Source organism: Actinotalea ferrariae, assembly GCF_019733465.1.
GTDB classification, from domain to species: domain Bacteria; phylum Actinomycetota; class Actinomycetes; order Actinomycetales; family Cellulomonadaceae; genus Actinotalea; species Actinotalea ferrariae_A.
This window is the reverse complement of the sequence record NZ_JACVQL010000123.1, coordinates 1-4,904: the sequence shown is the minus strand read 5'-3', so window position 1 is coordinate 4,904 and position 4,904 is coordinate 1. Positions and strand designations below refer to the sequence as shown.

The following is a 4,904-nucleotide window of genomic DNA, read 5'->3' as shown; positions in this document are numbered from 1 at the left end:
GTCGTGTCCTTGCGCGGCCGCGGCCTGCTGCAGCGGACGAGCGACGGCGTCGACGTCCTCATGGCGGCCGGACCGCTGCTCGTCGCGCTCGCGGTGACGCTCGTCGTGCTGCGCGTGTACCCGTGGCCCGTGCGCGGGGCCGGTGCGCTCGGTCGCCGGACCCGCGGCGTGCTCGGTCTCCTGGGCGCCGTGCGCGCGCAGCGCGCGGTCGCACCGCTGCCGCTGCTCGCCCTCACGCTCGGCGTCGGCCTCGCCGTCGCGGGCGGGCTCCTCGTGGGCACGGTGCGCGGCGGCCAGGTGGAGGCGAGCTGGGAGCGCGTCGGCGCCGACCTGCGGGTCGACGACCCCGATCTCGCCGTGCCGCTCGAGCGGGTCGACGAGGTCGCGGCCCTGCCGGGGGTCACGGCGGCGGCCGCGAAGGTGACCGGTGGCGTCGCGTTCTCGCTCGGCACCGCCGCGACCGACGTCACCGTGCTGGCCGTGACGCCCGAGCACGCCGACCTGCTCGCGGCCGTGGCCGAGGCGAGCGGGGACGACGTCGCCGCGGCGGACGCCGCCGCCGACGCCGAGGCCCTCGCGCTGCTCACCACGACCCCGGTGGGTGCCGACCGCGGGGCGGCGCGCGCGCCCGTCGCGGCGCTGGTGGACGCGTCGCTCGCCGACCGCGTCGTGGGTGACGACACGGCGCTCTACCTGGGCTCGTCGTACGTCCCCGTCGTGGTGGTCGGGACGATCAGCGGCGGACCCGCGGGCTACCTCCCGGGACCGTACGTGTACGTCGACCTCGAGGCGGTCGCCGCCTCCACGGGGTCCGCGCCCGAGGCCGACACCGTCTGGGTCGTCGGAGCGGACGACGCCTCCGTGCCCGAGCCCGCCGCCGTCGCGGCCGCGCTCGGCGCGCCGCAGGACACCGTCCGGTCGCGCGCGCAGTGGCTCGACGCCCGCCGCGACGCCGCGCTGCTCGCGGGCGTCGAGGCGCTCATGGTGCTCGCCGTCGCGGCCGTGTGCCTGCTCGGGGTCGTGGCCCTCGTCGCGACCGTCCTCGCGGGGGCGCGCGAGCGAGGCCGGGCCCTGTCGATGCTGCGCACGCTCGGCATGGGCCCGCGGCTCGGCTGGTGGCTCGCGCTCGCCGAGCTCGCCCCCGTCGTCCTGGCCGCGCTCGTCGGCGGCACGCTCTCGGGGGTCGTCATCGTGCTCGTGCTCGCGCCGGCGCTCGGGCTGGACGTGCTCGCCGGGGGCCTGAGCGTGCCGGCCCCGGCGGTCGACCTCGACGTGATCGTGGGCCTCGCCGCCGGCGCGGCCCTGCTGCTCGTCCTCGCCGTGCTGGCCGAGGTGCTCGCGCACCGCCGGGACAGGCTCAGCGAGGTCCTCAGGGTGGGAGAGACAGGATGACGACCGAGCTCACGACACGGGCCACCGGGGGGCACGCGGGTGCGTCCGGCACCGGCGCGCCGCACGGGACCGACGCGCCGCGCGGGACCGACGCGACCTCCGAGGCAGCGCCCCGGCCCCGCGCGCACGGCGAGTACGGCGCCGACGCGCTCATCGTGTGCGACAACCTCGTGCGGATCTACCAGGTCGAGCAGATCGAGGTGCAGGCGCTGCAGGGGCTCGACCTGCTCGTGCACCCCGGCGAGATGATCGCGATCGTCGGGGCCTCGGGGTCCGGCAAGTCGACCCTCCTCAACGTCCTCTCGGGCCTCGACGTGCCGACCGCGGGTCGCGCGCGCGTGGCCGGGTGGGACCTGCTGCGCATGTCGGCGTCCGACCGGCTCACGTACCGCCGCAGCGTCGTCGGCTTCGTGTGGCAGCAGACCGCGCGCAACCTGCTGCCCTACCTGACCGCGGCCGAGAACGTCGCGCTGCCCATGGCGTTCTCGGGTGCGCGGGCCCGGGCGCGGCGCCGCCGGACCGCGGAGCTCCTCGAGGCGCTCGGCATGGGCGACAAGGCGGACCGTCGGCCCGGTGAGCTCTCGGGCGGCGAGCAGCAGCGCGTCGCGATCGCCGTCGCCCTCGCCAACCGGCCCGACGTGCTGTTCGCCGACGAGCCGACGGGCGAGCTCGACTCGGCCACGGGCGAGGACGTCTTCGCGGCGCTCCGCTCGGCGAACGTCGACCTCGGCGCGACCGTCGTCGTCGTCACGCACGACGCCGGCGTGTCCACGCAGGTCCAGCGCACGGTGGCGATCCGCGACGGCCGGACGGCGTCGGAGGTCGTGCGGCGCACCGAGGTCGACGAGCACGGCGCCTCCGCGGTGATCGCCGAGGAGTACGCGGTGCTCGACCGGGTGGGCCGGCTCCAGCTGCCGGCGGACTACCGCAGCGCGCTGGGGCTGCGCGACCGCGTCCGGCTCGAGCTCGAGCCCGACCACGTGGGCATCTGGCCCGACGCCCCGCGCACGGACGCGCCGGGCCGCCGACGCGACGAGGACGGGACGAGATGACGACGACACCGCCGGCCGGGACGGCCGAGCACACGACGGCGACCGCGGCACGGGCCGCGGTCGGCAGCTCCCCCGACGGCGCACCCATGGTGCTGGTCGAGGCCGTGGGCCGCACGTACGCGACCGCCGCACGCGAGGTGCACGCGCTGCGCGACGTCTCCTTCGAGGTCGGGCGCGGCCAGCTCGTCGCGCTCGTGGGCCGCTCGGGCTCCGGCAAGACGACGCTGCTCAACTGCGTCGGCGGCCTCGACCGCCCGACCACGGGCCGCGTCGTCGTCGACGGCACCGAGGTGAGCGCGATCGACGAGCGGGCGCGCACGGCCCTGCGCCGCGACCGGCTCGCCTTCGTGTTCCAGACGTTCGGCCTCGTGCCGATGCTCTCGGCCGCGGAGAACGTGGGACTCCCGATGCGGCTGCGCAAGGCGCCGTCGGCCGAGCGCGAGGAGCGCGTCGCGCACCTGCTCGACCTCGTCGGCCTGACGCGGCACGCGGCGCAGCGCCCGTCGGAGCTCTCGGGCGGCCAGCAGCAGCGGGTCGCGATCGCGCGTGCGCTCGCCAACTCGCCGCGCCTGCTCATCGCGGACGAGCCGACGGGCCAGCTGGACGCCGAGACAGGGGCGACGGTCATGGCGCTGCTCCAGTCCGTCGTCCGCGCCGAGGGCATGACGGCGATCGTCTCGACGCACGACCTGACGCTCCAGGCGATGGCCGACCGCACGCTGCGGCTCGCGGACGGCCGCCTCGTCGACGAGGGCTGACCTCACGCCCGCGGCAGGGGTCCCGAGCGGAGGCTGCGGATCTCGTCCTCGTGCAGGTCGCGCGCGATCCCCTCGGCCCACGTGCGGACGTCGTCCCACGCGCGGAAGTCGCCCTGCGGTGCCTTGACGAGGGACACGACCGCCCGTTCCGCGAGGCCGAGCCCGCCGCGGTCCAGGCGGCCGGCGAACGTGCGGTGCCCGCGGGCCCCCAGGCGCTCGACGAGCGACGGGACCTCCTCCGGGTCGTCGGCCGGCACCGGACGCCGGCCCACCGGGCCGGACGAGAAGAGCCAGACCGGGCGGCCGTCGCGCAGGACGGCGAGCCGGTCCGCGAACGCGCGCGCGCCGGCGGACCACCGCCCGACGTACACGGACGAGCCGAGGACGACGGCGTCGTGGGCGAGCTCCTCGACGTCCTCCGGGTCGAGGACGTCCGTCGTGTGGCCGGCGTCGCGCAGCGTCTCCGCGACGGCGTCGGCGATCTCGCGGGTGGAGCCGTGCCGTGAGGCGACGGCGACGAGCACGTGCATGGTGACCATCTCCCGATGTCGGCGGGTACCAGTCGGTGCCGGTCGGTGCCGGTTGGTGCCGGATGGGTCCCGGCCCCTCCAGCGTGACCCCCGCCGGACCGTGTGCGCGTGGGTCCGAGGTCCCGCAGACTGGCCGGATGACGACCCCATCGATCCCGACCCTGGACCTGCGGACCCCGACCGGCGACATCCCGATCCCCCTCCTCGGCCTCGGCACGTGGCAGTCGGAGGGCGACGACGCGTACCGCGCCGTGCGGCACGCGCTCGACGTCGGCTACCGGCACGTCGACACGGCCACCGGCTACGGCAACGAGGACCAGGTGGGCCGCGCCGTCGCCGACTCGGGCGTGGACCGCGAGCAGGTCTTCGTGACGACCAAGCTCCCGCCGGACGCCGCAGGCCGCGAGCGCGAGACGCTCGAGCAGAGCCTCCGCCTGCTGGGCACCGAGTACGTCGACCTGTGGCTCGTGCACTGGCCGCCGAACAAGCAGGCGACCCCGAGCACGTGGAAGGCGTTCCGCGAGCTGCGCGACGAGGGCCTGGTGCGCGCCATCGGCGTGAGCAACTACTCGCTCGAGCAGATCGACGAGCTCATCGCGGCCACGGGCGAGGCGCCGGCGATCAACCAGATCCCGTGGAGCCCGAAGGACCACGACCCGATGGTCGTCGCGGGGCACGCGCAGCGCGAGGTCGCGCTCGAGGGGTACAGCCCCTTCAAGCGGACCGACGCCGAGAGCCCCGTGCTCGCCGGGATCGCCGAGGCGCACGGCGCGACCGTCCAGCAGGTCGTGCTCAAGTGGCACCTGCGGCACCGGGTCGTGGTCATCCCCAAGTCGACGAACGAGGGCCGGATCGAGGCGAACCTCGCCGCCGCCGAGCTGTCGCTCAGCGACGAGGAGGTCGCGCAGATCGACGCCCTCGGCGCCGACGCCTGACCCGCACGCCGCACGCCGCACGTCCCGTCCCGTACCCCGTGCCCGCGTGCCCCCGTGCCCTGGTTCGACACGGGGGCGCGGGCGCGGTGACACTGCTCGGGTGCTGGAGCGGGTCCGAGGGCTGCCGCGGCGCACGCTGGTCGCGGCGTGCGCCGCGCTCGCGTGCGCGCTCGCGCTCGTCGTGACGCTCGTCGTCGTGCAGGTCCGCGCCGCCGACGCGGCAGAGCGGCGCGAGGC

5 protein-coding genes are annotated in these 4,904 nt (G+C 76.4%); 4 read left to right on the top strand and 1 reads right to left on the bottom strand.

The features are described 5' to 3' along the window. The 3 genes from ICW40_RS10820 to ICW40_RS10810 all read left to right on the top strand — a co-directional run. The coding region (locus tag ICW40_RS10820; protein ID WP_221653835.1) for an FtsX-like permease family protein at positions 1 to 1,392 on the top strand (1,392 nt) is incomplete at its 5' end. Further along, positions 1,389 to 2,444 carry an ABC transporter ATP-binding protein gene (locus ICW40_RS10815; protein ID WP_221653834.1) on the top strand — a complete coding sequence of 352 codons (1,056 nt, stop codon included), beginning with the start codon at positions 1,389 to 1,391 and terminating at the stop codon, positions 2,442 to 2,444. The genes ICW40_RS10820 and ICW40_RS10815, both read left to right, overlap by 4 nt. Then, positions 2,441 to 3,202: an ABC transporter ATP-binding protein gene (locus ICW40_RS10810; RefSeq protein WP_374199144.1), complete on the top strand. Its 762-nt coding sequence runs from the start codon at positions 2,441 to 2,443 to the stop codon at positions 3,200 to 3,202. The genes ICW40_RS10815 and ICW40_RS10810 overlap by 4 nt, the downstream gene beginning before the upstream one ends. Before the next feature lie 2 nt (positions 3,203 to 3,204). On the opposite strand, the gene ICW40_RS10805 is transcribed toward ICW40_RS10810, so the two are convergent. Next, positions 3,205 to 3,741: a flavodoxin domain-containing protein gene (locus tag ICW40_RS10805; RefSeq protein ID WP_260459083.1), complete on the bottom strand. Its 537-nt coding sequence runs from the start codon at positions 3,739 to 3,741 to the stop codon at positions 3,205 to 3,207. A 128-nt stretch (positions 3,742 to 3,869) separates the two neighbouring features. On the opposite strand from ICW40_RS10805, the gene ICW40_RS10800 reads away from it, so the two are divergent. After that, the gene (locus ICW40_RS10800) at positions 3,870 to 4,667 is read left to right on the top strand and encodes an aldo/keto reductase (protein ID WP_221653833.1); all 798 of its coding nucleotides are present in this window, start codon (positions 3,870 to 3,872) and stop codon (positions 4,665 to 4,667) included. Positions 4,668 to 4,904 lie beyond the last annotated feature (237 nt).